Source organism: Massilia sp. UMI-21 (assembly GCA_015277795.1).
Classification (GTDB): Bacteria; Pseudomonadota; Gammaproteobacteria; order Burkholderiales; family Burkholderiaceae_D; genus Telluria.
On sequence record CP063848.1, the window covers coordinates 4890911 to 4915852 of the forward strand.

At 67.6% G+C, this 24942-nt stretch carries 21 protein-coding genes; 5 read left to right on the forward strand and 16 right to left on the reverse strand.

Annotated features, from left to right (window positions below; all coding sequences use genetic code 11):
• Positions 1-22: 22 nt before the first annotated feature.
• The 7 genes from IM543_21530 to IM543_21560 form a co-directional block, all read right to left on the reverse strand.
• Positions 23-559 (reverse strand): DNA-deoxyinosine glycosylase, encoded by a 537-nt coding sequence (locus IM543_21530; GenBank protein QOY94052.1) that lies wholly within the window; start codon positions 557-559, stop codon positions 23-25.
• Between the two features lie 80 nt (positions 560-639).
• Positions 640-1914, reverse strand: a complete 1275-nt coding sequence (locus IM543_21535; protein ID QOY94053.1) for an alpha-amylase — start codon at positions 1912-1914, stop codon at positions 640-642.
• 271 nt (positions 1915-2185) lie between these two features.
• Positions 2186-3685, reverse strand: coding sequence for an efflux transporter outer membrane subunit (locus IM543_21540; GenBank protein ID QOY94054.1), 1500 nt, complete (start codon positions 3683-3685; stop codon positions 2186-2188).
• Between the two features lies 1 nt (position 3686).
• A complete protein-coding gene (locus IM543_21545) occupies positions 3687-6872 on the reverse strand; it encodes an efflux RND transporter permease subunit (protein ID QOY94055.1) in 3186 nt (1061 codons plus the stop codon).
• Positions 6873-6875: 3 nt separating this feature from the next.
• Positions 6876-8102 carry an efflux RND transporter periplasmic adaptor subunit gene (locus IM543_21550; GenBank protein QOY94056.1) on the reverse strand — a complete coding sequence of 409 codons (1227 nt, stop codon included), beginning with the start codon at positions 8100-8102 and terminating at the stop codon, positions 6876-6878.
• A 331-nt stretch (positions 8103-8433) separates the two neighbouring features.
• Positions 8434-9285, reverse strand: coding sequence for an alpha/beta hydrolase (locus IM543_21555; protein ID QOY94057.1), 852 nt, complete (start codon positions 9283-9285; stop codon positions 8434-8436).
• Entirely contained in the window at positions 9282-9497 is a 216-nt protein-coding gene (locus IM543_21560; protein ID QOY96840.1) for a hypothetical protein, read from the reverse strand. Before IM543_21560 ends, IM543_21555 begins: the two co-directional genes overlap by 4 nt.
• 142 nt (positions 9498-9639) lie before the next feature.
• On the opposite strand from IM543_21560, the gene IM543_21565 reads away from it, so the two are divergent.
• The 4 genes from IM543_21565 (at position 9640) to IM543_21580 (ending at position 12653) form a co-directional block, all read left to right on the forward strand.
• Complete coding sequence (locus IM543_21565; GenBank protein ID QOY94058.1) at positions 9640-10599, forward strand: LysR family transcriptional regulator; 960 nt, start codon at positions 9640-9642, stop codon at positions 10597-10599.
• Positions 10600-10631: 32 nt separating this feature from the next.
• Complete coding sequence (locus IM543_21570) at positions 10632-11078, forward strand: DUF962 domain-containing protein (protein ID QOY94059.1); 447 nt, start codon at positions 10632-10634, stop codon at positions 11076-11078.
• A 151-nt stretch (positions 11079-11229) separates the two neighbouring features.
• Positions 11230-12168, forward strand: coding sequence for an EamA family transporter (locus tag IM543_21575; GenBank protein ID QOY94060.1), 939 nt, complete (start codon positions 11230-11232; stop codon positions 12166-12168).
• Positions 12165-12653, forward strand: a complete 489-nt coding sequence (locus IM543_21580; GenBank protein QOY94061.1) for a GNAT family N-acetyltransferase — start codon at positions 12165-12167, stop codon at positions 12651-12653. The genes IM543_21575 and IM543_21580 overlap by 4 nt, the downstream gene beginning before the upstream one ends.
• Positions 12654-12952: 299 nt before the next feature.
• On the opposite strand, the gene IM543_21585 is transcribed toward IM543_21580, so the two are convergent.
• From IM543_21585 to ada, 9 genes are all read right to left on the reverse strand, one after another.
• Positions 12953-14185: an imidazolonepropionase gene (locus IM543_21585; GenBank protein QOY94062.1), complete on the reverse strand. Its 1233-nt coding sequence runs from the start codon at positions 14183-14185 to the stop codon at positions 12953-12955.
• Entirely contained in the window at positions 14178-14798 is a 621-nt protein-coding gene (locus tag IM543_21590) for a HutD family protein (protein QOY94063.1), read from the reverse strand. The genes IM543_21585 and IM543_21590 overlap by 8 nt, the downstream gene beginning before the upstream one ends.
• Positions 14795-16183 carry a formimidoylglutamate deiminase gene (locus IM543_21595; protein ID QOY94064.1) on the reverse strand — a complete coding sequence of 463 codons (1389 nt, stop codon included), beginning with the start codon at positions 16181-16183 and terminating at the stop codon, positions 14795-14797. The genes IM543_21590 and IM543_21595 overlap by 4 nt, the downstream gene beginning before the upstream one ends.
• Complete coding sequence (gene hutG, locus IM543_21600; protein QOY94065.1) at positions 16180-16980, reverse strand: N-formylglutamate deformylase; 801 nt, start codon at positions 16978-16980, stop codon at positions 16180-16182. The genes IM543_21595 and hutG overlap by 4 nt, the downstream gene beginning before the upstream one ends.
• A gap of 19 nt (positions 16981-16999) precedes the next feature.
• Positions 17000-18562, reverse strand: coding sequence for a histidine ammonia-lyase (gene hutH / locus IM543_21605; GenBank protein QOY94066.1), 1563 nt, complete (start codon positions 18560-18562; stop codon positions 17000-17002).
• A 12-nt stretch (positions 18563-18574) separates the two neighbouring features.
• Positions 18575-20278: a urocanate hydratase gene (locus tag IM543_21610; protein QOY94067.1), complete on the reverse strand. Its 1704-nt coding sequence runs from the start codon at positions 20276-20278 to the stop codon at positions 18575-18577.
• A 232-nt stretch (positions 20279-20510) separates the two neighbouring features.
• Positions 20511-22181 carry an amidohydrolase gene (locus tag IM543_21615; protein QOY94068.1) on the reverse strand — a complete coding sequence of 557 codons (1671 nt, stop codon included), beginning with the start codon at positions 22179-22181 and terminating at the stop codon, positions 20511-20513.
• A 99-nt stretch (positions 22182-22280) separates the two neighbouring features.
• Positions 22281-22970, reverse strand: coding sequence for a 2OG-Fe(II) oxygenase (locus IM543_21620; GenBank protein ID QOY94069.1), 690 nt, complete (start codon positions 22968-22970; stop codon positions 22281-22283).
• Positions 22967-24022 (reverse strand): bifunctional DNA-binding transcriptional regulator/O6-methylguanine-DNA methyltransferase Ada, encoded by a 1056-nt coding sequence (ada, locus tag IM543_21625; protein QOY96802.1) that lies wholly within the window; start codon positions 24020-24022, stop codon positions 22967-22969. The genes IM543_21620 and ada overlap by 4 nt, the downstream gene beginning before the upstream one ends.
• A 159-nt stretch (positions 24023-24181) precedes the next feature.
• Between ada and hutC the strand changes: the two genes are divergently transcribed.
• Positions 24182-24898 carry a histidine utilization repressor gene (hutC, locus tag IM543_21630; protein ID QOY94070.1) on the forward strand — a complete coding sequence of 239 codons (717 nt, stop codon included), beginning with the start codon at positions 24182-24184 and terminating at the stop codon, positions 24896-24898.
• Positions 24899-24942: the final 44 nt, after the last annotated feature.

The window sequence follows — 24942 nt, forward strand, 5'->3', positions numbered from 1 at the left end:
GCCGCGCACGAAGCGCTCCGGGTCAGAATAGCGGCGACTGGTCCGGCGCCGGCGCCTTCTGGTCCGGCGCTGCCAGCTGCCGCCACACCGCCAGCTTCTGCTCGAAACTCATCGCCATGTGCGCTGGGGAACTCGACGGCAGCACCACGGTGCGATACCCATGCGCCGCGAACTGCGGCGCGAACTTGCCGGAAGCCTGACCGTTGAAGCCGACCGTTTCCAGCTGCGGACACAGCACGCGCAGGCGCGCGAAGTCGTTGGCGGCGGGCTTGCGGATGGCGGAATCCAGGCTGCCTTCGCGTTCGCAGCCCGCCAGTACGTCCCACACACCGACATGGTGCGCCAGCAGGCGCGGCAGGCGCTCGGGGTACGGCAGCGCGGCCAGGTCTTCGCCCATTACGGCAGAGATCAGGCGCCAGAACTGGTTGCGCGGGTGCGCGTAATACTGCCCCGCAGCGAGCGAGGCCGCGCCGGGAAAGCTGCCCAGCACGAGGATGCGCACGTCGGCGTCGATGACCGGCGCCAAGCCGGTCAGGGTCGGGGAAGCTGCTGTCGTCATGCCGGCATTGTAGCGGCGCCATCGGGGGCGCCGCGCTTCCATGCCGGACCGGTCTCAAGGCGGCGCAGCCGCCTGTCGGATCACTTCATCCAGACCGCGTAGTTGGTGCCCGAGGTCTGCAGGGTCCAGCCGGCGCCCGGGCTCCAGCTGTTCGGGCCGATCTTCATCGCCAGCTGGCGCGTGTTGCCGGTAATGATCGCCGCGTACAGGCCCTGGGTCGCCGCCTGGATCGCGACCGGCGAAGTCGAGGTGACGCCCGCCGTGCGGCGCGCCGCCATCAGCGCACTGATCGGCGTCTTCAGGTTCCAGTTGTAGATGTGCGGGTAGTAGACCGTCGGGATGCCGGGGTGGCTCAGGATGTAGGCATAACCCTGCATCACCGCGCCGCACGGCACCGGCCAGTGGTTCTGGCCGACGCCGCAGCTTTCCGAAGGACCGGTGTCGTGGTTGTCGACGAAGGTCACCGCCATCGCCGGCCACCAGCCGACCGCGCCCTGCGGCTTGCCGGAAGCATCGCGCAGGCGCCAGTAGTTGCCGTTGGCCAGGGCGTCGTTGAGCAGGCCCTTGGTCGTGAAGTCGAAGGCGCCGCAGCTGTTGCTGGTGCCGTTGATCCAGTTCATGATCTGCTGGCGGTGGGCGTCGACATTGTTCAGGTCGAGGTCGGTCCACAGCTCGCCCACGCAGAACTGGGCGCCGAAGGCGTTTGCGTACTTCCCGGCGTACTGGGCGCCGAAGCCTTTCACGTAGTCGAAACGCAGGCCGCTGAAGCCGATCGGCTTGATGGTGTAGTTGAGCCAGTTGATGATGCCATTCTGGGTTTCGCCCACATTCGTATGGTCGATGTCGCGGCCGGCGCTGAAGCCCGAGCCGGTATCGCCGCTGCCGAGCCCGCAGTTGCACTCGTCATTATTGGCGATGGTGTAGCGGGTCCAGTTGGGGTTGGTGAAATCGGACCAGCCGGTCGAGCCGACACGGTGGTTGACCACGACGTCGGCAATCGCCTTGATGCCATTGTTGGTGAAGGCGCGCACCACGTTGGTCAGCTCGGCCGAACTGCCGTAGCTGGAACCCAGATTGTTCAACTGGCGCGGCAGGTAGCCCTCCCGTGCCGCCGAGTCGGACGAGGGCGGGAGCCACACGTGGCTGAAGCCCATGGCCTTCAGGTCGGCGACGTTGCCGGCCAGGGTGTTGTACCAGTTCGGGTTGCTGTAGCCCGCCGAGTTCCAGTGGAAGCCTTGCAGCAGGACGGCGGAACTGTTGCCGGCCTGGGCCGGCGGGGTGGCTGCGCCGGCATGGGCCGACAGCATCAGGGCACTCGTTGCGAGCAGGGCTGTAACGCTGACTTTCTTCTTCATGTCTCCTCCGGTGGATGGTACGGATTGGTAATGAATTCCTTCTAGAAAGCGATAACAACAATCAACAGCCATGCATGGTGAGTAGTTTAACTACCATAAGTGCTATTTCACTCGTACATACGGGCAATTGACGGGCCAATTCTGTCCCCGTGGCGATAGTGTGTCAACAGAATTTCGATTTGTTATGTAGTTTCACTACCATGCAGAAAAAAGCGGCGGGCGCATGCACGCGCCGCCGCAAAGGGCAACAGTTATACGGAAAAGTGAAAGATCAGTGGCCTGCCAGCGCCACGGCGTCGGCAGGATCCGGGTCCCAGCCGCCGCCCAGCGCGCGGACCAGGGCCACCGTCGCCAGCGCGCGCTCGCCGCGCAACTGGACGACCGTGCGTTCGACCGCGGCCAGGTTGCGCTGCGCATCGAGCAGCTCGAGGTAGCTGGAGCGGCCGGCGTCATACAGCTTCTGCGCCAGGTCAGCCGAACGGCGGGCCGCCGTCACGGCCGCATCGATCTGCCCGGCCTGGCCAGCGAGGATGCGCAGGCCGGCCAGCTTGTCCTCGACCTCGGCAAAGGCCGTGAGCACGCTCTGGCGGTAGGCTCCCACCGATTCCTCCAGCACCGCTTCGCTGCGCGCGATATTGGCGCGGTTGCGGCCGCCGTCGATGATCGGCATCGACGTGAGCAGGCCCAGCACCCAGGAACGGCTGCTCCACCTGAACACGTCGGACAAGGCGTCGCCGACGCCGCCGCCGGCCGCGCTGATGTTCAAGGCCGGGAACATCGCGCCGCGCGCCACGCCGATGCGGGCATTGGCCGCTTCCATGGCCCGCTGCGCCGCATTGATGTCGGGGCGGCGCTCCAGCAACGAGGACGGCAGGCCGGCCGGGATGCGGGGCAGCGCGCTCGCATCCAGCAGGGGATTCTTGCCGGCCGCGTAGTGCGCGGCCGGCTTGCCCAGCAGGACCGCCAGCGCGTGTTCCGCAGTCGCGCGCTGGCGCTGCAGGCCGATCGCCTCGGCGCGCGCCGCCGCCAGCTCGGTGCGGGCCCGCGACAGGTCGAACTCGCCGATGTCGCCCAGGTCGAAGCGGCGCTGCGTCACCTCGACGCTCTCTTCGCGCAGCCGCACGGCCTGCGCCACCGTGTCCAGTTCGGCGTCGAGGGCGCGCAGGCGGAAGTAGGTCTGCGCCACGTCGGCCTGCAGCGCCAGCAGCACCGAGCGGTAATTCGCCTCGATGGTCGCCGCATCGCTGCGCGCCGCCGACACGCCGGCCGCCACGCGGCCGAACAGGTCGACCTCGTAGCTCGCGCTCAGGCTGGCCGTATAAGTCGTCACCGGCCGGGTCGGCGTGCCCTGCGGCAGTCCAGACGCCAAGGGAGACGGACGGGCGCGCTCGGCGCCGATGCCCACGCCGACCTGGGGCACCCTGTCCGCCGCTGCGATGCCGGCAATCGCCCTCGCCTGCTTGACGCGGCTTGCTGCCACCGCCAGGTTGGCGTTGTTGGCGCCGGCCTCCTCGACCAGGGCGGTGAGCGCCGGGTCGTGGAAGGCCAGCCACCACTGGCCGCGCGGCTGCGTTTCGGCAGGCCGGGCCGGCTTCCAGCGCGCACCGTCGATGCCATCGACTTCGGCGGCCGGCGCGTTGGCCTCGCGGAAGGCGGCCGGGGTCTCGATGGCCGGCTGCCTGAACGCCGGCGTGGCGCAGGCGCTGAGCAGCAAGGCTGCCAACAATGTGGACAATGCCGGGGCCACACCCCGTGCGATCATGCTGCTCATCTCAATGCACTCCTTCCAGGTCCGGCACCGGCGCCTTCGCCAGCGGGTTTTTTTTCTCGAAACGTTTGCCGAGCGTGCGCAGCAAAACATAGAACAGCGGCGTCAGGAACAGGCCGAAGAAGGTCACGCCCAGCATCCCGGCGAACACCGCCACGCCCATCGCATGGCGCATCTCGGCGCCGGCGCCGCGCGAGAACACCAGCGGCACCACCCCCATGATGAAGGCGATCGAGGTCATCAGGATCGGACGCAGGCGCAGGCGGCACGCCTCCAGTGCGGCCTCGAACACGCTGCGGCCGTGGTCTTCCAGCTCGCGGGCGAATTCCACGATCAGGATCGCGTTCTTCGAGGCCAGCCCCACCAGCACAAACAGGGCAATCTGCGTGAAGATGTTGTTGTCGCCGCCGGTCAACTTCACGCCCACCAGCGCGCACAGGATCGACATCGGCACGATCAGGATCACGGCCAGCGGCAGGGTCCAGCTTTCGTACTGGGCAGCCAGCACCAGGAACACCAGCAGCACGCACAGCGGGAACACAAGCATCATGGTGTTACCGGCCAGGATCTCCTGGTAGGTCAGCTCAGTCCACTCGTAAGCGATCCCTTTCGGCAGGGTTTCCCTGGCCAGCTGCTCCATGATGGCCTGGGCCTGGCCCGACGAAACGCCCGGGGCCGGACCGCCGTTGATGTCGGCCGCCACATAGTTGTTGTAGCGCTGGACGCGGTCCGGTCCATAGCTGTCCTTCACCTGCATCAGCGAGGACAGCGGGATCATCTCGCCCTTGTCGCTGCGCACCTTCAGCTGCGCGATCTGCTCCGGCTGCGAGCGGAACTGCGCATCCGCCTGCACCCGCACCTGGTAGGTACGCCCAAAACGGTTGAAGTCGTTCACGTACAGCGAGCCCAGGTTCACCTGCAAGGTCTGGTAGATGGTCGCCAGCGGCACGCCAAGCTGCTTGGCCTTGACCCGGTCGACGTCGGCGAACAGCTGCGGCACGTTGATCTGGTAGCTCGAGAACACGCCCGCCAGCTGCGGCGTTCCCCAGGCCTTGGCCTGCAGCGCCTGGGTGGCCCGGTACAGTTCGTCGTAGCCGAGGTTGCCGCGGTCTTCCAGCATCAGCTTGAAGCCGCCGGTGGTGCCCAGGCCGTTCACCGGCGGCGGCGCCAGCACCATCACGAACGCATCCTTCACTTCGCCCATGCGCTTGTTGATTTCGGCGGCGATGGCGTCGGCGGACTGCTCCGGCTTGCCCTTGCGCTCGCTGAACGGTTTCAGGCCGGTGAACACGATGCCGGCATTGGGCGCGTTGGTGAAGCCGTTGATCGACAGGCCCGGGAAAGCGATCGAGGATTCCACCCCCGGGATCTCCTTGGCGATGGCCGACATGCGGCGGATCACCGCATCGGTGCGGTCCAGCGAGGCGGCATCGGGCAGCTGGGCGAAACCGATCAGGTAGCCCTTGTCCTGGGCCGGCACGAAGCCCGGCGGCACCACCTTGAACATGAAGACCGCGGCAATGCCCAGCGCCAGGTAGACGCCCAAGGTCGCGGTCTTGCGGCGCAGGACGGTCTTCACGCCGCCTTCGTAGCTGTGCGAGGCACGGCCGAAGAAGCGGTTGAAGGCGGCGAAGAAGCGGCCCAGCAGCTTGTCCATGGCACGGGTCAGGCGGTCTTTCGGTGCATCGTGGCTCTTGAGCAGGGCGGCCGACATGGCCGGCGCCAGGGTCAGCGAGACGAAGGCCGAGATCACGGTCGAGATCGCGATGGTCAGGGCGAACTGGCGGTAGAACTGGCCGGTCAGGCCCGAAACGAAGGCGATCGGCACGAACACGGCGCACAGCACCAGCGCGATCGCGATGATCGGGCCGCTGACCTCCCGCATGGCCTGGATGGTGGCGTCATGCGGCGACAAGCCGTGGCCGATGTTGCGCTCGACGTTTTCCACCACGACGATGGCGTCGTCGACCACGATGCCGATCGCCAGCACCAGGCCGAACAGCGACAGCGTGTTGATCGAAAAGCCGAACATCAGCATCACGGCGAAGGTGCCGACCACCGACACCGGCACCGCCAGCAGCGGGATGATCGAGGCGCGCCAGGTCTGCAGGAACACGATCACGACCAGGGCCACCAGCACCACGGCTTCCAGCAGGGTCTTGATCACCGAGTCGATCGACTCGCGCACGAACTGGGTCGGGTCGTACACGATGCTGTACTCGACGCCTTCCGGGAAGTCCTTCGACAAGGCTTCCATCGTGGCCCGCACATCCGTGGACAGCTGCAAGGCGTTGGCATTCGGCGCTTCGAAGATCGGGATCGCGACCGCCGACTTGTTGTTCAGCAGGGAACGCAGCGCGTAGGAGCTGGACCCCATCTCGATGCGGGCCACATCCTTCAGGCGCGTCACCGCACCGTCCTCGCCGGCCTTGACCACGATGTCGCCGAATTCCTCGGCGTTTGACAAGCGGCCCTGGGTGTTGACGGTCAGCTGGAACTGCGCGCCTTCCGTGGGGCCCTGGCCGATCACGCCGGCCGCGACCTGCACGTTCTGCTCGCGGATGGCGGCGACCACGTCGCCGGCGGTGAGATTGCGCGCCGCGACCTTCTGCGGATCGAGCCAGACCCGCATGGCGTAGTCGCCCGAGCCGAACAGCTGGACGTCGCCCATGCCGTTCAGGCGCGCCAGCTGGTCCTTGATGTTCAGCACCGCATAATTGCGCAGGTACAGGTCGTCATAGCGGCCATCGGGCGAATGCAGGTGTACCACCATGGTCAGGTTGGGCGAACTCTTGACGGTGGTGACACCGATCTGGCGCACCTCTTCCGGCAGGCGCGGCAGCGCGCGCTGCACGCGGTTCTGCACCTGGCTCTCGGCGCGGTCGATATCGGTGCCGATCGCGAAGGTCAGGGTCAGGGCCAGGGCGCCGTCCGAGGTGTTCTGGGAGCTCATGTAGAGCATGTCCTCGATGCCGTTGATCTGCTCTTCCAATGGCGCGGCCACGGTTTCGGCGATCACCTTCGGGTTCGCGCCCGGGTACTGGGCGCGCACCACCACCGACGGCGGCACCACCTCCGGGTACTCGGACACCGGCAGCTGGAAGATCGCGATCAGGCCGCCCACGAAGACGATCACCGACAGCACGACCGCGAAGATCGGCTTGTCGACGAAGAAGCGTGAGAAGTTCATGGATTACTCCTTGCCTGCGGTGTTCATGGCGACCTGTTCGCCCTTGGCCTTGGCCACCGCCGTGCTTGCAGTCGCCGACGAATCCGCATCCATCGGCACGATCTGCGGCGCGACCGGGGCACCGGGGCGCACGCGCTGCAATCCGTTGACGACGATCTTCTCGCCCGCCTTCAGGCCCGCGCGCACCACGCGCATGCCGTCGACCACCGGGCCCAGTTGAACCTGCCGGTACTCGGCCTTGCCGTCGCCGCCGACCACCACCACGAACTTGCGGCTCTGGTCGGTGCCCACGGCACGGTCGTTGATCACGATGCTGTTCTCGGCCACGCCGCTCCCCACCTGCACCCGGGCGAACAGGCCGGGGGCCAGCGCGCGCTCCGGATTGGCGAGCAGGGCGCGCATGCGCACGCTGCCGGTGCGGGCGTCGAGGTGGTTGTCGACGAATTCGAGCCTGCCTTCGTGCGGGAAGCCTTCTTCGTTGGCCAGGCCGACTTTCACGACCGCTCCCTGGGCGCGCTGGGCGCGGGTGCCGACGCGCAGGTAGGTTTGCTCGTCGCCGTCGAAGCTGGCGTAGATGCGGTCGAGCGAAACCACGGAAGTCAGCACGGCGCTGGCATCGACCAGGTTGCCGAGGGTGATCTCGGCCTTCGACACGCGGCCGTCGATCGGCGCCAGCACCCTGGTATAGGCCAGGTTCAGGCGTGCCGCTTCGAACTGCGCCTGGGCGGCGCGGGCGCTGGCCTCGAGCTCCTTCTGCGCGGCGGCTTTTTCGTCGAACTCGCGCTGGGCGATGGCTTTATCGAGCAGCAGGCGTTCGGCGCGCTGCAGTTCCAGGCGCGCCAGGTCGGCACGGGCGCGCGCCGCGGTCGCGCCGGCGCCGGCGCGATCGGCTTCGGCCTGGTAGGGCCGCGGGTCGATCACGAACAGCAGCTCGCCCTTCTTCACTTCGGCGCCCGGCCTGAAATTGACGGCGGTGATGTAGCCGCTGACGCGCGAGCGGATCTCGACCATCTCGACCGCCTCCAGGCGGCCCGAGAATTCCTGGGTTTCGGCCACCGGCTTTTCGATGACGACCGCCGCGGAGACCGGCGCTGCGGCCGGCGCCGCCGCCGCTGCGTCCTCCTCGCTGTTGGCGTCGGCGCAGCCGGCGAGCACCGCGCCCGCCAGGCCTGCGGCTGCCAGCAGTCCGGCGAGTGTCCTTGGCTTGCCCATGTGTTGTTGGCTATTCATGATCAACCTTTCTTGTTTGATGAGACAAAAAGATCCCTGTCGCCGCCGGATGCGAGCCGGAGGCGAGGAAAAAGGGGGCCTGTTCCGCGCCCGCAGGCGTGGATGGCGGATTTCTTACTGGAGAAGGGGCCGCGCGCTCAGCGCGGCCCCGGCGCGGGCGTCAACAGCGCCGCTGGCGTCGGTTTGCAGGTGCCTGGTACATACTCACCTCTTTCGAAGACGGTCCCTCACGTCGCCTCGGCGACGGCTTTTGGGAAAAACGGGGCCTCCCCCATGCGCGTGGCACGGTGGTGTTCGGAAGGCAGTGACGGTGGGTGCCGGTGCTGGGCGGTCAGCGCTCCAGCCCCGCAAGGAAGGTGGCGATTTCCGCGAGCGCGTGCACCTTGCATGCACATTCGTTGCGCCCGTCCGGGTCTTGCAGGGGCGCCGGCGGCATGCGCCGCACCGTGGTGCGCACGCCGGCATTGATCAGTTTGGCGCCGTATTGTTCGGCCTCGTCGCACAATGGGTCGTCCTCGGCCGAGAGGATCAGGGCCGGCGGCAGGTTCTTCAGCCGGCTCGAGCGCAAGGGCGAGGCGTACGGATGCGCGCGGTCGGCGGCGTGCGGCAGGTAGCCGCGGTAGGCGGCGGCGCAGTCGCTGGTGACTTTTTCGCGGTCCGGGCACTCGTTCATCTGGCGCATCGAACAGGTCGACAGGCCCGGATCGAGCATCGGCATGATCAGGATCTGGCCGGCCAGCCTGGGGGCGGCGCGGTCGCGCGCCATCAGGGCGCAGACCGCGGCCAGGTTGGCGCCGGCCTCGATGCCCATCACCACCAGCTTCTTGCCGGACCAGCCGAGCTTCGCCTTGTTCTTCGTGGTCCACAACAGCACCGCGTGCGCATCTTCCACCGCGGCCGGGAACGGGCTGACGGTGGCCAGCGTGTAGTTCGAGGCGAGCACCGCGCGCTCTTCATTGCATTGAGCCAGGTGGCGCAGGAACTCGTCCGCTTCCTCCATGTCGCCCGAAACGAAGCCGCCGCCATGGAAGAACACGATCAGGGTGTCGCGCTTGGCCGGGGTGCTTGCCGACTTGCCGGCGGTGTACAGGCGCGCGGCCAGCGCTCCCTGGGCCCCGGCAGCTTCCAACTCGCGCACGTCCACCGCGATGGCGGTCTGTTGCAATTCCACCACCGCGCTCATCGCTTGCCTCCTTCGGGCGCCACGGCCCAGCGGTCGGCCTTGCCTTGCGGGCATGCATCGCAGCGCATCTCGACCTGCATCGAGAGCGCCTTCAGGCCGCGCGCTTCCGCGCCGGCCGCCTGCGAATAGGCGTCGGTCCCCAGCAAGCCTGCCAGCGCTACCCCGCTCAGGGCAACTGCTACCGTGGTGAAGATTCCGTCCCGCATGCTCATGGCCAGCTTCGTGTATGTCTTTACTTTATGTTGCGATGCACACACTATAGCCATGGACTACAATCAGATAAAGATGGCAATAACGAATTGATTGTTCAGATTACCGAACAATCGAACAGACAAGCAATACAAGGACCGGTCCATGAACAAGCTCCAGGCCATGGAAGTATTCATCCATGTCGTCGACTGCGGCAGTTTCACCAAGGCTGCCGAGATGCTGAACCTGCCCAAGGCGACCGTCTCGACGCTGGTGCAGACGCTCGAGGCCACGCTGGCGGTCAAGCTGCTGCACCGCACGACCCGCCAGGTGATGATCACCTCGGACGGCGCCGCGTATTACGAGCGTTGCGTGCAGATCCTGTCGGACGTGCGCGACGCCGAGGAATCGCTGTCGCGCCACCGCCTGAGCCCGAGCGGACGCCTGCGCATCGACACGCCCACCGGCCTGGCCTCGGAAATCCTGATCCCCGCCCTGCCCGCCTTCTTCGAGCGCTACCCGGACATCACGCTGGAACTGGGCAGCACCGACCGGCCGGTCGACCTGGTCGAGGAAGGGGTCGACTGCGCGGTGCGCGGCGGCGAGCTGTTCGACCCGAACCTGATCGCGCGCCGCATCGGCGTGATCAACTTCGTCACCGCCGCCGCGCCCAGCTACATCGAGCGCTTCGGGATGCCGCAGCACCCGCGCGACATGGAGCGCCACCGCTGCGTGAACTACTTCTCTGCCAAGACCGGCAAGATCTCCCAGTGGGATTTCACCCGCGACGGCGAGCGCATCGAGGTCACCCTGCCCGGCGCCATCGCGCTCAACGATTCGAACGCCTACGTGCACGCGGGCCTGGCGGGCCTCGGCATCATCAACATGACGGACTACCTGCTGCTGCAGCACATCGCAGCCGGGCGCATGCTGCGCGTGCTGCCCGAGTGGAGCATCGACCCGCTGCCGGTGCACGTGGTGTACCCGCAGAACCGCCACCTGTCGGCCAAGGTGCGCGTGTTCGTCGAATGGATCTCGGAGCTGTTCGCGGCGCATCCGAACCTGCGCCTGCAGGCCCCGCGGGCGGGGCTGCCGGCGGCCGAAAGCCAGGCGCGGACGGTGTAGAATCGTCGCAAACAAAAACGCCGGAGACAGCCATGGACCACCGTTCCCAAACACGCGACATCGACCTCCTGCTGGCGCGCTACGCCGAAAGCCACCGCCACCACACCAACGAGATCATCCACTTCGTGTGCATCCCGTTGATCGTCCTGAGCCTGCTGGGCATCCTGTGGGCGATCCATCCGCTGGTGGCCGTCGCCGCCACGCTGGCCTCGCTCTACTACTACGCCAGGCTGTCGCACGGCTTCGCCATCGGCATGGGTGCGATGAGCGCCGTCATGCTGGGCGTGCTGGCCCTGATGCCCGACATGACGGTGCTGCCGGTGTCGATCGCGGTCTTCGTGGTGGCCTGGATCGGCCAGTTCATCGGCCACAAGATCGAAGGCAGGAAGCCCTCGTTCTTCGACGATCTGCGCTTTTTGCTCATTGGGCCGCTGTTCGTGCTGTCTTTCCTGTACCGCCGCCTGAACCTCGCTTACTAGTAGGGTGGACGGCTTCGCCGTCCGCGCGTTCAAGTACCGTATGCGCAATCACGGCGCGTCCATTCAAACGTGATTTGAACGCGCGGGCGGGAGACCCGCCCACCCTACGACCCGCCATGCACAAATGCCCGGGAGAACGTATACTCGCGCGATGCCCTCTTCCGTCCTGTTTACCGTCGCCGCCCTGATCTGGGGGTCGACCTTCTTCGCCATCACCCTGCAACTGGGCGAAGCGCCGCCCGCCGTCTCGGTCGCCTACCGCTTCTTCCTGGCCGCGGCCACGCTGTTTGCGATCTGCCTGGTGCGGCGCGACAGCCTGCGGCTGCCGTTGCGCACCCACGGCTGGATGGCGCTGCAGGGCGTGCTCACCTTCTGCATCTCCTACCTGTGCACCTATCAATCCGAGCAATACGTGGTCTCGGGCCTGGTGGCGGTGATGTTCGCGCTGATGGTGTTCTGGACGCCGCTGCTCAGCAGCCTGTTCTTCGGCACCGCCATCAACCGCCGCACCATCGCCTGCGGCGTGGTCGCGATCGCCGGCGTCGCCCTGCTGTTCTGGCATTCGATCGGCGCCGCGTGGCGCGATTTCCAGCAGGGCGGCAGCCCCGCCTTCATCGCCGGCGTGATCCTGGCGCTGGCCGCCACCATCGCCAGTTCGGCCGGCAGCATCGTGGTCACCAAGGTGAAGGAAGAATGCGCCAACCTGCCGCTGACCATGGCCTGGTCGATGCTGTGGGGCGCATCGATGGTGACCGTGTGGTCGCTGGCGCACGGCGACCGCTTCGTGCTGCCCGCCAGCCCGACCTACTGGGGCGGGCTGGTCTACCTGTCGATCTTCGGCTCGGTGATCGCCTTCTTCGCCTACTTCACCCTCATCGGGCGTATCGGCGCGCAGAAGACCGTGTACATCGGCGTCATCACGCCGGTGCTGTCGGTGCTGCTGTCGATCAAGCTCGAAGGCTACCGTCCCGGCCCGGTCGAATTCGCCGGCATGATCCTGTGCCTGGCCAGCGTGGCCTGGGCCCTGCGCGCGCCGGCGGCCAACAAAGTCGTATCCGCAAACCTGAACAATCCACTCGAAACGCCATGACCACTTTCTCCATCCGTCCTGCCCAGCCCACCGACGTCGCGCACATCCATTCCATGATCCTGGAGCTGGCCGTGTTCGAGAAACTCGAACACCTGGTGGTAGCCACCGAAGACCTGCTGCACGAAGGCCTGTTCGGCGAGCGCCCGTCCTGCGAAGCCATCATGGGCGAGGAAGACGGCGAAGTGGTCTGCTTCGCGCTGTTCTTCCATAACTTCTCGACCTTCCTCACCAAGAAGGGCCTCTACCTCGAGGACCTGTACGTGCGCCAGTCGCACCGCGGCAAGGGCTATGGCACGCAGATGCTGACCCGCCTCGCGCAAATCGCGGTCGAGCGCAACTGCGGCCGCTTCGAGTGGTCGGTGCTGGACTGGAACGAGCCGGCGATCGGCTTCTACAAGCAGATGGGCGCGGAGATCCTGCCCGACTGGCGCATCTGCCGCCTCACCGGCGACACCCTCGACGCACTGGCCGAGCGCCGCGCCTGAGCCAAACGAGCGCGCAAAGAAAAACCCACGGGGCCGGGAGGCGCCGTGGGCGAACCCATTTTCGTCAAATGGGGAGGGGAGATGGTGAATCACACGTTTCTACTATAGGTGTGGATTCTTAATGATCAATTAAGCCTTACATCTGCTTACGCTTGTTACCGAGCTGTTTTTCTTGCCGTTGAAGTGATCATTCCCGAGTTCGAATTTTTCGGTTTGACGCGAGTCAAATCAAGTAGATGTGCAGGGGATGAAGCGTCGCGGATACGCCTCATCCGCGCCTAATCTGCACCGTATCCGCTTCAGAATGCGACGTGCGCAGCCCGCACCACGCCGTCGTTGACGACCGTGCGGCAGGGATTCGCGCCGATGGCATACGCCAGGTCGGCCGGCCGCGCGATCTCCCACAGGGCCAGGTCGGCCCGTTTTCCGGTTTCCAGCGTGCCGATCTCGCCGTGCAGGCCGAGCGCACGCGCGGCATGGCTGCTTGCGCCCTGCAGCGCTTCCTGCGGCGTCAGGCGCCACAGGGTGCAGGCCATGTTCATGGCCAGCAGCAGCGAGGTCATCGGCGAAGTGCCCGGGTTGCAGTCGGTGGCGACGGCCATCGGGACCTTCGCCGCACGCAGCGCGGCAATCGGCGGCTGCACCGTCTCGCGCAGGAAGTAGTAGGCGCCCGGGAGCAGCACGGCCACCGTGCCGGCACGCGCCATCGCGTCGACGCCCGCCTGGCTCAGGTATTCGAGGTGGTCGGCCGACAGCCCGCCATGGCGCGCCACGAGTTCGGCGCCCTGCTGGTCCGACAGCTGCTCGGCATGCAGCTTGACCGGCAGGCCGAGTTCACGCGCCGCGTCGAACACGCGCGCGGTCTGCGCATGGGTGAAGCCGATCGTTTCGCAGAAAGCGTCCACCGCATCGACCAGGCCTTCACGGGCCAGCTGCGGCAGCATGCGCTGGCACAGCTCGTCGACATAGGCGTCCGGACGGCCGGCGAATTCCGGCGGCAGCGCATGGGCGCCCAAAAAGGTGGTGGCGACCCGCACCGGCAGGCGCGCCGCGACCTCGCGCGCGGCGCGCAGCATGCGCGACTCGGCTTCCAGCTCCAGCCCGTAGCCGGACTTGATCTCCAGCGTCGTGACGCCTTCCGAGAGCAGCCTGGCCACGCGCGGCAGGCTTTGCGCCAGCAAAGCATCGACGCTGGCCGCGCGGGTGGCGCGCACCGTCGACATGATGCCGCCACCCTGGCGCGCGATATCCTCGTAGGTGGCGCCGTTCAGGCGCGCTTCCCACTCGTGGCTGCGGTTGCCGGCGTGGACGATGTGGGTATGGCAGTCGACCAGGCCCGGCGTCATCCAGGCGCCGCCGCAGTCGTGCTCAAGGCGCGCCGGCGGCGCGTCGCGGCGCGCGCCGAGCCAGGCGATGCGGCCATCCTTCACGGCCAGCGCGGCATCGCGCATCTCGCCATAGCCATCGGCGGCGCCAGGCGCCATCGTGGCCAGGTGCACGTTGGTGAACAACAGGTCCGCCACGTCATTCATAGGATGCTTCGTCCTCGTCTTCTTCGTCGTGGTACCAGACGTCCACGATGTAGATGCTGCCGCGCCCCGCGTCCAGCTTCCAGGTCGAGCCGGCCTCCAGCACCACCGCGTCGTAGCGCACCAGGCCGATACGCTCTTCTTCGTTGCGCAGTTCGAGGGAATCGCCCTCGGCCAGGAACAGCACGGTCACATCGGCGCGCGCCACGAATGTAGAAGACACGGTGGAGTCGCCGGCCAGCCGGCGGCGCCCGAAGGTGTGGTAGCAGCGCTCGCTGCGCGTCATGACGTTGAAGTCGGTGCTGGCGCCGCGGCTGAGCTTTGCGATCACGTTCGAGGCGCCGTCGAAGGCCACCACCGGCTCGGTCTCGGTCACCATGGTCGGCTCGCCGTCGATCTCGAGCGTCATGCCGTGGCCGTCGACCAGGGCCAGGGTGCGGTCCACGCCCGGGAACAGCGAGAACGCGCCATCCTTTTCGATGGTGGCCAGGCTCACGCGCCATTCGAAATCCTCGAAGCCGGCATCCGGCGGCCCGATGGCGATTTCGGTCGTGCTGCCGGTGCCGTTCTTCCACGGCACCGGCGACAGTCCTGCAAACGGGATCAGTACGGTCATGGGCCCACCTCACTAGATTTGCGCAATTCAATCATGGCCTGGCGATAGCGTTGCCTGACCGCGTCCTGCGCCACGTGGCGCCCGTCCTGCACCACCCAGCGCCCGCCGCACAGCACCTCGCGTACCAGGTTGTCGTTACCGCAGAACAGGAAGCGGCCGAGGACATCGGTGTCGGGCACGCCGTCCAGGTTCGGATGGCCGCCATCCAGCACCAGCAGGTCGGCGCGCAGGCCTTCCGCCAGCGCCCCCACCTTGCGCCCCGCCGCCTGTGCGCCGCCGCGCAGGGCGGCCTGCCACAGGTACTGGCCGACATCGCGCTGCCCTTCGGTGAACGCGATGTTGCGGCGCTGGTGCGCCAGGCGCTGGCCATACTCCAGCCAGCGCAGTTCCTCGACCGGGCTTTGCGACACATGGCTGTCGCTGCCGATGCCGAAACGCCCGCCAAGCGCGATGAAGCGCTGCAGCGGGAACAGGCCGTCGCCCAGGTTGGCCTCGGTGGTCGGGCACAGGCCGGCGACCGCGCCGCTGCGCGCGATCGCCTGGATTTCCTCGTCGTTCAGGTGGGTCGCGTGCACCAGGCACCAGCGCCCGTCCACCTCGACCTGCTCCATCAGGTATTCGACCGGGCGGCGGCCCGAGAACGCGATGCTCTGCTCGATTTCAGCCTGCTGCTCGGCGATGTGGATGTGCAGCGGACGCCCGGCCGGCAGGCTGGAAACCAGTTCGCGCATCTGCCCGATGGTGGCCGCGCGCAGCGAATGCGGCGCGGCGCCGACTTCGAGCTGGCCGCCGCGCAGCGGCTGGAGCGCCTCGACGATGCCGAGGATATCGTCGACGCCCGTGCGAAAGCGCCGCTGCTCGGGGCGTAGCGGCTGTTCGCCGAAGCCGGCGTGGCTGTACAGCACCGGCAGCAGGGTCAGGCCCATGCCGGTGGCCTGGCCGGCGGCGGCGACGCGCTCGGCGGTTTCGGCCGGCCGCGCATAGGATTCGCCATCGGGGCCGCGCTGCAGGTAGTGGAATTCGCACAGCGAGGTGTAGCCGTGGCGCAGGCATTCGACGAACAGCTGGGCGGCGACGGCCTCGATCTGGTCGGGAGTGATGCGCGCCGCGAAGCGGTACATCAGGTCGCGCCAGGTCCAGAAGCTGTCGGGACCGCAGTCCGGACCATCCGCCGCACGCTCGGTGAGCCCGCCCAGCGCGCGCTGGAAGGCGTGCGAGTGCAGGTTGACCATGCCGGGGATGACGTAGTCGGCGCGCGCTACCCCCAGGGGCGGCGCGGCCTGTGCCTCGACGCGGGTCAGGTCGCCCTGCGCATCCCATTCGAGCAGCACGTCGCGCCGCCAGCCCTCGGGCAGCAATGCATGGCGCGCGAACAGGGCTCTCATGCGCGCACCCGCTCGCTTGCCCATGCCGCGGCCGCGCCGATCATGTCCTTCAGCAGCGGCTGGACCCGGGCCGCGACCTCGGGACGGTATTCGAAGGGCGGCGCTTCGTTCATGTACAGGCACTGGCACATCTCGAGCTGGATCGCGTGCACGTCCTGGCCGGGCTGGCCGTACTGGCGGGTAATGTGGCCGCCCTTGAAGCGGCCATTGAGCGCGATGCTGAAGCGGTCCTGGGCGCGTGCGATACCCACTACCGCGCCTTCCAGGCCGGGGTCGCAGGACTTGCCGTCGGCGGTGCCGAAGTTCAGGTCCGGCAGGCGGCCCTCGAAGAAGCGTGGAACGACGGAAGCGATCGAGTGCGCATCCCACAGCACCACGCGGCCGAACTGCCGCTTCAGGCGTTCGAGCTCGGTGCGCAACTGCGCGTGGTAGGGCGTCCAGTAACGCTCAAGGCGGCGCCGCACTTCCGCGCCGGAAGGCTGCATGCCGGGCAGGTAGAGGCTTTCGCGCCCAAACGTATCGACCGGGCACAGCCCCGTGGTGTCCAGGCCCGGATACAGGTTGGTGTCTTCCGGCGGCCGGTTCAGGTCGATGAGGTAGCGCGACCAGCGCGCCGAGATGGTCGACACCCCCATCTCTTCCAGGAAGCCGTAGAGTTCGGGCAGGTGCCAGTCGGTGTCGGCGCGCGCCGTGGCGCAGGGCGCCAGGGTGCCTGCGACCTCGTCCGGAATGTCGGTGCCCGCATGGGGCATCGACACGAGCATGGGGAGCCTGCCTGCCTTGAACCGGAAATCCATTGCCTCTCCTGATTGATGTTTATGGATGCAGTACCGTGAACAGTTCCTTGACCGATGCCGACAGCTCGCCGTTCACGACCATCAGGCGCGCGGCCTCGATGTCCGGGGCGAAGAAGCGGTCGGCGTCGTACGGCGCCACCCGCGCGCGCAGCTGGGCATGCACGTGCTCGAGGTGCCCGGAACTCTTCAGCGGACGGTGGAACTCGATGCCCTGCGCCGCCGCCAGCAGTTCGATGCCCACGATCACGGACGTATTGTGCGCCATCTGGTCGAGACGGCGCGCCGCGAAGGTGGCCATGCTGACGTGGTCTTCCTGGTTGGCCGAGGTCGGCAAGCTGTCGACGCTGGCCGGATGGGCCAGTGACTTGTTCTCCGAGGCCAGCGCGGCCGCGGTGACGTGGGCGATCATGAAGCCCGAATTCAGGCCGGGTTCCTTGACCAGGAAGGCCGGCAGGCCGGACAGGTTGGCGTCGATCAGCAGCGCGATGCGGCGCTCGGACAGAGCGCCGACCTCGGCGATGGCCAGCGCCAGCGTGTCGGCGGCAAAGGCGACCGGCTCGGCATGGAAGTTGCCGCCCGAGAGGATGTCGCCGCCTCCGGCGACATCCGGCGCAGCAAACAGCAAGGGATTGTCGGTCACGGCATTCGCCTCGATCAGCAGGGTGCGGCCGGCATTGCCGATCAGGTCCATCGCCGCGCCCATCACCTGCGGCTGACAGCGCAGGCTGTACGGGTCTTGCACGCGCTCGTCGCCCACCAGGTGCGAAGCACGGATGGCGCTGCCCGCCATCAGCTCGCGATAGATGTGGGCCGCCGCGATCTGGCCGGGCTGGCCGCGCACCGCATGGATGCGCGCATCGAAGGGCGCGTCGCTGCCGCGTGCGGCGTCGACCGACAGCGCGCCGGCCACCATGCCCGCCTCCAGCACACGCTCGGCCATGAACAGGCCGTGCAGCGCCAGCGCGGTCGAGACCTGGGTGCCGTTGATCAGGGCCAGGCCTTCCTTGGCGGCCAGGGTCACCGGCTCGATGCCGGCCGCGCCCAGCGCCTGCTTCGCGTCCATCAGTTCACCGCGATAGCGCACCGGCCCCACGCCCAGCATGGCCAGGGTCATGTGGGCCAGCGGCGCCAGGTCGCCCGAGGCGCCGACCGAGCCCTGCGAGGGAATCGCCGGCATGATGCCGGCGTTGTACAGGGCGATCAGGGTCTCGACGATCAGGGGGCGCACGCCGGAATAGCCGCGCGCCAGGCTGCCGATCTTGGTCAGCAGGATCAGGCGCACGATGTTGTCGGCGATGAGCGTTCCGGTGCCGACCGCGTGCGACAGGATCAGGTTGCGCTGCAGCGCTTCCAGCTGCTCGTTCGGGATGTGGGCCTTGGCCAGGATGCCGAAACCGGTGTTGATGCCATAGGCCGGGTCGCCCTTGGCGGTGATCCGCTCGACCAGGGCGCAGGAGGCCTCGACGGCCTTCCAGGCCTCGGGCGCCAGGCTCAGGGGCACGTGCGCGGCCCAGACGGCACGCAGGTCGGCCAGCGCCAGCTGGCCGGGTTGCAGGGTGAGATGGTGGTGTGCGTCGCTCATGGTGCTTGTACTTTATTTGATCATCGGAAGAATCAGGCCGTTGCGCTTGGCCGTCTCGATGGCGCTGTCGTAGCCGGCGTCGGCATGGCGCATCACGCCCGAGCCGCTGTCGTTGACCAGCACGCGCGCCAGGCGCTGCGCTGCCGCCTCGGTGCCGTCGGCCACGATCACCACGCCCGAGTGCTGCGAATAGCCCATGCCGACCCCGCCGCCATGGTGCAGCGAGACCCAGGTGGCGCCGCCTGCAGTGTTCAGCAGGGCATTCAGCAGCGGCCAGTCGGACACCGCGTCGGTGCCGTCGCGCATGGCCTCGGTCTCGCGGTTCGGGCTCGCCACCGAGCCGGTATCGAGGTGGTCGCGTCCGATCACGATCGGCGCTTTCAGCTCGCCCGTGCGTACCATCTCGTTGAAGGCCAGGCCGGCCAGGTGACGCTCGCCCAGGCCGAGCCAGCAGATGCGCGCCGGCAGGCCCTGGAAGGCGATGCGTTCGCGCGCCATGTCGAGCCAGCGGTGCACCCGCGCATGCTGCGGGAACAGCTCCTTGATCTTGGCGTCGGTTTTATAGATGTCCTCGGGGTCGCCCGACAGCGCCACCCAGCGGAACGGGCCGCGGCCCTCGCAGAACTGGGGACGGATGTAGGCCGGCACAAAGCCCGGGAAGTCGAAGGCATCCTCGACGCCCTCGTCCTTGGCCACCTGGCGGATGTTGTTGCCATAGTCGACGGCGTGGGCGCCCAGGGCCTTGAAGTCGAGGATGGCGCGCACGTGCACCGCGCAGGATGCGGCGGCCGCCGCTTTCAGGCGGGCGTGCCGGGCCGGGTCCTGCTGGGCGGCCTTCCACTCCTCGACCGTCCAGCCCGAGGGCAGGTAGCCGTTGATCAGGTCGTGGGCCGAGGTCTGGTCGGTGACCAGGTCGGGCACCATGCCGCCGGCGCGTGCACGCCGTACCAGCTCGGGCAGCACCTCGGCCGCATTGCCGAGCAGGCCGATCGAGACGGCTTCGCGCTTTTGGGTGGCTTCCTTGACCATCGCCAGCGCTTCGTCGATGTCCTTCGCCTGCTTGTCGAGGTAGCGGGTGCGCAGGCGGAAGTCGATGCTGCTCTGCTGGCATTCGATGTTGAGCGAGACCGCACCGGCAAAGCTCGCGGCCAGCGGTTGGGCGCCGCCCATGCCGCCCAGGCCGGCCGTCAGGATCCAGCGGCCCGCCATGTCGCCGCCGAAGTGCTGGCGGCCGGCTTCGGCGAAGGTCTCGTAGGTGCCCTGCACGATGCCCTGGGTGCCGATGTAGATCCAGCTGCCGGCGGTCATCTGGCCATACATGAACAGGCCCTTGCGGTCGAGTTCATTGAAGTGTTCCCAGTTGGCCCACTTGGGCACCAGGTTGGAGTTCGCCAGCAGCACGCGCGGCGCATCCGCATGGGTGCGGAACACGCCCACCGGCTTGCCCGACTGGATCAGCAGGGTCTGGTCGTCTTCCAGCGCGCGCAGCGAGGCGAGGATCTGGTCGTAGCATTCCCAGTTGCGGGCGGCGCGCCCGATGCCGCCGTAGACGACCAGCGCCTGCGGGTTTTCCGCGACCTCGGCGTCGAGGTTGTTCTGGATCATGCGGTAGGCGGCTTCGGTAAGCCAGCTCTTGCACGACAGTTCGCTGCCGCGCGGGGCGCGGATCACGCGCGAGGGATCGAAACGAGGGTCGGGGGGCATCGGTGAATTCATGGCGGCTCCTGGGTTGGAATCAGCGATGAGTCTAGGTTGTCTATACAACCACGTCAACTACATTTATCGTTGCACTTGATGCCGTTGTAGGGTGGACGAGGTAATTTCGGGCAATGCCCGGAATTACAAACGTCCGCGCGTTCAACAATCACATGAATCGTCACACCACTTCTACTCACCCACTGTTTGAACGCGTGGGCGGCAAAGCCGCCCACCCTACGATATCCTCGGATTACTTCTTGAATACCTGCTTCCCACCCACCCAGGTTTCCAGCACGCCGGTCTTGAAGATGTCGTAGGTCGGCATGCGGAACAGGTCGCGGTCGATCACGATGAAGTCGGCATGCTTGCCCGGCTCCAGCGAACCCAGGCTGTTTTCCTGGTGGCCGGCGTAGGCGGCGTCCAGGGTGAAGCAGCGGAAGGCCTCTTTCAGCGACATCGCCTGGTTCGGGTACCAGCCCGCCACCGGCTGGCCGGCGTGGTCCATGCGGGTGACGGCGGCGTGGATGCCGAAGAAGGGATTCGGCGACTCCACCGGGAAGTCCGAACCGCAGGCGATGCGCGAGCCCTGGTGCAGGAAAGTACGCCAGGCGTAGGCGCCCTTGATGCGCTCCGGGCCGACGCGGGTCTCGGCCATGTTCTTGTCCGAGGTGGCGTGGGTCGGCTGCATCGACGGGATGATGCCCAGGGTCTTGAAGCGCGGGATGTCCTGCGGCGCCACGACCTGGGCGTGCTCGATGCGGTGGCGCTGTGCTTCGCTCTTGGTCGCTTTCAGTTCCTTCTGGTAGATGTCCAGGATCTGCTTGTTGCCGGCGTCGCCGATGGCGTGCACATTGACCTGGTAGCCCTTGCGCATGGCCTTGGTCATCATCGCATCCATCTGCGCGGCTTTGAAGAACAGCAGGCCGTGCGAATGCGGCTCGTCGCTGTAGGGCTTGATGAGCGCGGCGCCGCGGCTGCCCAGCGCACCGTCCGAATAAAGCTTGACCGCGCGCAGCGCGTACATGCCGTCGGCATAATCCTTGAGCGGGCCGTTCTTTGCCAACTGGTCGAAATCCTCGCCGGTGCCGCCGATCATGGCGTACACGCGCGCGGTGAGCTTGTTCTTGTCGGCGTAATCGCGGTACAGGCGGTCTTCGCCCACGCCGATGCCGGCGTCGTGCACGGCGGTCAGGCCGACCCGCGCCAGCTCTTGCAGCGAGCGGTCGAGCACCGTGCGGGCCTCGAGCTCGGTCTGGGCCGGCATGACTTTGGTCACCAGCTCCTGGGCCGCGTCGACCAGCACGCCGGTGGCCTCGCCGCTCGCGTCGCGCATGATTTTGCCGCCGGCCGGGTCGGGCGTCGATTTGGTGATGCCGGCCAGCGCCAGCGTACGGCTGTTGGCCCAGCCGGCGTGGCCGTCGACGCGTTCCAGCCAGACCGGGCGGTCGGAGACCGCGGCATCGAGTTCGGCGGCGGTCGGGAAGCGGCCCAGCTTCCAGTTTTCCTGGTTCCAGCCGCGGCCGCGGATCCAGGCGTGGTTCGCATTCGCCTTGGCATAGGCGGCGATCGCCTGCGTGGCGCCGGCCAGCGAGGTGGTGCCGGACAGGTCGAGCTGGGTCAGCTGCTGGCCCAAGCCGAATACGTGGCCGTGCGCGTCGATCAGGCCCGGCAGCACGGTGCGGCCACCCATGTCGACCTGGCGCGCAGCTTTCACCCTGGCTGCCACCTCGGCATCGCTGCCGACAGCCGTGATGCGCCCTTTATCGTCGAAAGCCAGTGCGCTGAACTGCACCAGCTCGCCCTTGGCATTGAGGGTATAGCCGTTGGCGTTGGTGATGACGGTGTCGGCATGGGCCGACGAGAGGACGCCGAGGCCGGCGAGGACGATCAATGAACACAGGGGGATCTGGCGCACGCGCATGCTTTCTATTCTCCGTTTTATATGGGTGACCGCGCTTCGTGGGCGCGGCACGGAGAGTGTATAGAAATTCAAGGAAGGGGCATAGCGCCGGACGGAAACTCAGCCGGCGTCGTGGAAGATGATCCCCAGGGTATGCCGCGTGCCGCGCCGCAGCCGGCTCACGCCATGGCGCATCGCCACCCGGTAGACGCCGCGGGTACCCTGTACCGGCCGCTGGTTGACCGCGAACACGACCGCGTCGCCCTGGCCAAGGGGCACCACCTCGGCCCGCGACTGCATGCGCGGGCGCTGCTCCGTCAAGACCAATTCGCCGCCGTCGAAATCCTCACCGGGCCGGGACAGCAGCACCGCCACCTGCAGCGGGAACACCAGCTCGCCGTACAGATCCTGGTGCAGGCAGTTGTAGTCGCCCTCGCGGTAGCGCAGCAGCAGCGGCGTGGGCTGGCGCTGGCCGGCGGCATGGCAGCGCGCCAGGTAGTCCGCGTGCTCGTCCGGGAAGCGCGACTCGATGCCCAGCAGCGCGTTCCAGCGGTTGGCGATGGCGGCCAGCGGCGGATACAGGGCGGTGCGTAGCGCCGCCAGCGGCGCCGGCAACGGGTACGCAAAATACTGGTACTCGCCCCTGCCGAAGCCGTGCTGCTGCATCACGACCCGGCTGCGGAACAGCACGGGCCGGTCGTACAGCGCGCCGGCGGCCACGCAGTCCTGCGGCGCCAGCAGCCCCGGAATCACGGCGCAACCGAAGGCGTCGAGTTCGGCGGCCACGCGCTCCCAGTCGATCGGCGTCATTGACCGGCCTCGCGCTCGAGCAGGGTGCGCTTGCGTTCGATCCCCCAGCGGTAGCCGGACAGCGCGCCGTCGGTGCGGACCACGCGGTGGCAGGGAATCGCCACCGCCACCGGATTGGCGGCGCAGGCGCCCGCCACGGCACGGGCGGCGTTCGGCATGCCGAGGCGCTCGGCCAGTTCGCTGTAGCTGACCGTGGCGCCGGCCGGAACGGCGCGCAGCGCTTCCCAGACGCGGCGCTGGAAGGCGGTGCCGCGCACGTCGAGCGGCAGGTCGAGCCCCAGGCGCGGCGCCTCTACCAAGGCCAGCACCTGCGCCACCGTGCGTTCGAAGCCGGGCTCCGCCCCGACCAGTTCGGCCCGCGGGAAGCGCGCCTGCAGGTCGTGCAGCAGCGGCTCCGGCTCGTCGCCGATCAGGATCGCGCAGATGCCTTTCGCGGTGCTCGCCACCAGGATCGCGCCGAGCGAACAGCCGGCAAGCGCGAAGCGGATGGTCTCGCCCTGCCCGCCGGCGCGGTAGCGGCCCGGCGTCATGCCGAGCGCCGCGGCGCTGGCTTCGTAGAAGCGGCCGCTCGAGCCGAAGCCGGCCTGGTACAGCGCGTCGGTCACGCTCGGCGCGGCCGCCAGTCCCTGTTGCAGGCGCGCGGTGCGGCGCGCCGCCGCGTAGGCTTTCGGCGTGATGCCGGTATGCGCCTTGAAGATGCGGTGGAAATGAAAGCGGCTCATGCCGGCGGCCTGCGCCAGGCTGTCCAGGTCGGGGGACAGTTCCGCCTCGTCGATCAGGCGGCAGGCCTGCGCCACCGCAGCGGCCTGGCGCTCCGCGAGCGGCGCCTGCGCCGGCTTGCAGCGCAGGCAGGCGCGAAAGCCGGCCGCTTCGGCGTCGGCGCAGCTGGCGTGGAAGGCGACGTTGGCGCGCAGCGCCACCCGCGACGGGCAGGAGGGGCGGCAGTACACGCCGGTGCTGCGCACGGAATAGTAGAACCGGCCGTCGGCGTCGCGGTCGCGGCGCTGCACGGCGGCCCAGCGCGCCTCGTCGGTATCGAACAGGCTGCTCATGGCGGTCATGATGACGTCCTCCTCCAGGTAAAGATGCGCCCAGCGTAACGAAGCGCCGGCCGCAAGGCACTCCGCGGCTTGCTTTCAAATTGCATTTGACGGCGATGCTAGAATTTGGTGTCGCGGCAGACTGCCGCCCATGCCTTCCCGGAGAGTAGTTTGGAAGAATCGATCGCGCAAGACAGCACCCCTATTTTCCAGCGAATCAAGGATTACCTGGTTGCCGAAATCGCGTCGGGCCGCTGGAAAGAAGGCGACCTGGTGCCGTCCGAGCAGGCGCTGGTGCGCCAGTTCGGCGTCTCGCGCATGACCGTCAACCGCGCGGTGCGCGAGCTGACCGCCGAGCAGATCCTGGTGCGGCGCCAGGGTTCGGGCACCTACGTGGCGCCGCAGAAGTACCAGGCGACGCTGGTCGAGATCCGCAACATCGCCGACGAGATCCGTGCCCGCGGCCGCGCCCACCGCAGCGATCTGCGCCTGCTCGGCGAAGATACCGCCACCGAGGAACTGGCCGCCGAATTCGAGCTGGCTCCGGGCGCCGCGCTGTACCACTCGGTCATCGTCCATTTCGAGAACGACCTGCCGATCCAGGTCGAAGACCGCTGGGTCAACCCGGCCTGCGCGCCGAGCTACCTGGACCAGGACTTCAGCAGCATCACGCCGAACGAACACCTGATGGCGGCCGCGCCGCTGCAGGGCGCTACCTATGCCATCGAAGCGCAGCCGGCGCCGGCCGGGATCGCCGTCCTGCTGGGAATCGATGCGGGGCTGCCCTGCCTGGTGCTACAGCGCCGCACCACCTCGGGCGGGCGGGTCGCCTCGGTGGCCACGATGTGGCATCCAGGCCACTTGGCGCGCTTTACCGGCAGCGTTTGAGGCCAGCTGCGTGCGAAAGGTGTTCAATATCTTCACGGAACCAG